Here is a 3,112-nt window from a genome sequence, read left to right on the forward strand (position 1 = left end):
ATCATAAATATTTTAATCGCAACTATCCCCACAGCCATTATAGGCTACGGCTTAAAGGAACGCACGGAGGTCTGGACACAAAATCCTGTCGTAGTGGGCTATTTCCTAATAGTTACATCCATCATACTATATTTATCTGATAAGGCTCGCGCTGGCAAGAATTTCGGCACAGCACAAGCGTTTTTAGTAGGCATAGTCCAGGGCATTGCGGTATTGCCTGGTATATCCCGCTCTGGGGCTACCATTTCGGTCTCTCTACTAGCTGGCATCTCGCGTGAAAAGGCAGCTGAATTTTCGTTCCTATTGGGAATACCCGCTATAATGGGTGCGGCTTTGCTACATATTAAGGATATAGAGGCAATTTCGCGGGACATGATGGATATCTATCTATGGGGTATGCTTGTCGCTTTTATCAGCGGGTTGATTTCAATACATGTAGTCTTAAAATTTGTCCAACGGGCTAAATTGACAGGACTGGCTATATACTGTCTGTTAGCAGGCATTGCCGCCGTGTGGTGCCTGTAATGAGCAAATTATCTAAACTATTCTGCTTGCTACTTTTAACAGGCTCTTTATTGCTAGGAGTTGCGGTATTCTCATATAACGCAGACGACCCCTCGTTTTCAAACGTTGTTGTGAGTCGTGTTGATGAGCCAATCCATAATATGCTGGGGATGCACGGAGCTTTTGTTGCTGATTTTGTAGGAATTATATTTGGTTTTAGCGCAATACTGCTACCATTCTTCCTACTATACATTGCATTTCAATACATTTATGTGAAACTTGGCAAACTTAGCAAACTAATGGCTACTTTCAGCATATCAGCTTTTATAGCCCTTATCTGTGTGCTATCAATACAGAACGCTTTCTTATCTACAGCTGACGCTTACTTTACAGACAAACCAGCGGGCGGACTTATCGGTTTGTTTATAAATGTGGGGCTTGTAAGTCCTGTAGCTAAAACGCTTGCAATTATCTTTATATATATATTCTCACTTGCTTGCGTTCTAGTCATTATGCGAATAAGTCCGATGAGCATTGCTCATACGTTCAGGCAGCTAGCCGATAGGCTGAATGGTGCTGGCGAAGATGAAGAGGACGGACAGGACGAACGGAGTGAACCAGAGGTGCTAAAAGACATACTGCCCGCACTAGAGCAACCTTTGGCAGTGTCGCAACCTGCGCAGCACCAACCGACACTGCCGCAATTGAACGCAGTATTAGAGCCTGCAGTTGAATATGATGACCCGTTAATTAGACCAGTAGAACTGCCGCAAGTGGTGCCCGGCTATTTGTCAGAGGCAGAAACGTCTGTGTCAATGCAACAAGAGTCTGAAACCACTGATAATATCAGCCTTGATGGTGCGATGACAGTATCTGAACTAGAGGATATGATGGGCGAGGATGCTACCCCACTTGGTATGACGGTTGCAGAGATAGAGAAGGTAATGGCACTTACAGAGATGCCCGAAACACCAGTTGGCACTCCCACAGAACAGCTCATACCAATAGAGCCAGCGCAGCCAATAAGCCCTTTACATTCAGTAGAACCAACACAGCCCCAGTCTGTCCAGCTAACGGAAACTGAGCAATCGGCGGAACCCGCCTCAATAGAACAAGTTGCGCCTACGTCGTGGTCAGTTGAGCGTCTGGACGAGCAACAAGAGCCGGAGCCAATGCTCTATCAGCCAATAGAGAACTATCACCTAGATATAAATGCCCTTGACAGACCAGAAATGATTGATATCACCCCCGATATGGATGCCTTGAAACGCAAAGGGGACGCACTGCTCACTAAACTGCGCAGTTTCGGCGTAGAGGGGCAGATTAGAAATATACTGCCAGGTCCTGTCGTGACATTATTTGAGTTTGAACCCGCCCCCGGTATAAAGATTAGCAAGATAGCGAGCCTTGAAAACGACCTTGCCCTTGCTATGAGTGCAGAGAGTATCCGTATAATAGCACCTATCCCAGGGCAAGGGGTGGTAGGTATTGAAGCACCAAATGAATATAGAGCTTCCGTCCGCTTACGGGAGTTGATAGACACGCCAAACTTTTATGAAAATGAGTCCCCCCTAGCGGTAGCACTAGGCAAGGATATTTCTGGCAATCCATACTATGCCGACCTGCGTTCTATGCCACATATACTAGTTGCAGGCACTACGGGTAGCGGTAAATCGGTATGCATCAACACTATGCTGTGCTCTATCCTCTATAAATCAGCACCTGATAAGGTAAAGTTTATATTGATAGACCCAAAAATGGTGGAATTGAATGTATATAGTGGTATTCCCCACTTAGCAGCCCCAGTAGTAACCGATATGCGCGAGGCTGCTAATGTATTAAATAATGTAGTCAAGGAGATGGAGGCACGATACAAGCTATTTTTAGACTTAAACGTGCGCGACATCGTGTCCTATAATAAAAACAAACTCGCAGAACAGCCGCCTTTGCCATATATGGTGGTAATCGCTGATGAATTCGGCGACCTAATGATGGTAGCGGGTAAAGAGGTAGAGAGTGCTATTATCAGACTGGCGCAAAAAGCACGTGCGGCAGGCATCCACCTGATACTTGCCACACAGCGTCCGTCTGTAAATGTAATCACTGGCATAATCAAAGCGAATATGCCCACAAGACTCTCATTCAGGGTATCATCAAAGGTTGATTCCCGTATAATACTAGACCAAAGCGGAGCTGAACTATTGCTCGGCAAGGGGGACAGCTTATTTATACCGCCTAGTTCGGGCTGGACAATACGTGTGCACGGTTCATTTATCAGCGAGGATGAAGTCAAGCGCGTGGTTGATGAGGCTAAACGCTACGGCGAGCCAGAATACAACATGGAATTGTTAGAAAGTGAGGAACAGGACAGCGATTTTGCGAGCGGGGATGCGCTAGATCCGTTATTTGACAGGGCTGTGCTCATTGGACGCGAAGAGGGCACGGTTTCTATATCGCGTATACAGCGCAAGCTGGGCATAGGCTACAACCGCGCGGCAAATATTGTTGAGATGATGGAGCAACAGGGGCTGATAGAGCCTAGCAGCGGTTCGCCTAAGCCTAGGCGGATGTTATAAGGAATGGAATGTTATAAGGGGTAGTTTATGAA

At 46.2% G+C, this 3,112-nt stretch carries 2 protein-coding genes; both read left to right on the forward strand.

The features are described 5' to 3' along the window. Window positions 1-525, forward strand: a 525-nt coding sequence (locus AC1MDJ_RS07310; RefSeq protein WP_479690269.1) for an undecaprenyl-diphosphate phosphatase, incomplete at its 5' end; no start/stop codon positions are given. Continuing rightward, window positions 525-3,080: a DNA translocase FtsK gene (locus AC1MDJ_RS07315; protein ID WP_479690270.1), complete on the forward strand. Its 2,556-nt coding sequence runs from the start codon at window positions 525-527 to the stop codon at window positions 3,078-3,080. The genes AC1MDJ_RS07310 and AC1MDJ_RS07315, both read left to right, overlap by 1 nt. Window positions 3,081-3,112 lie beyond the last annotated feature (32 nt).

It is taken from the genome of Candidatus Termitispirillum reticulitermitis (assembly GCF_054655775.1).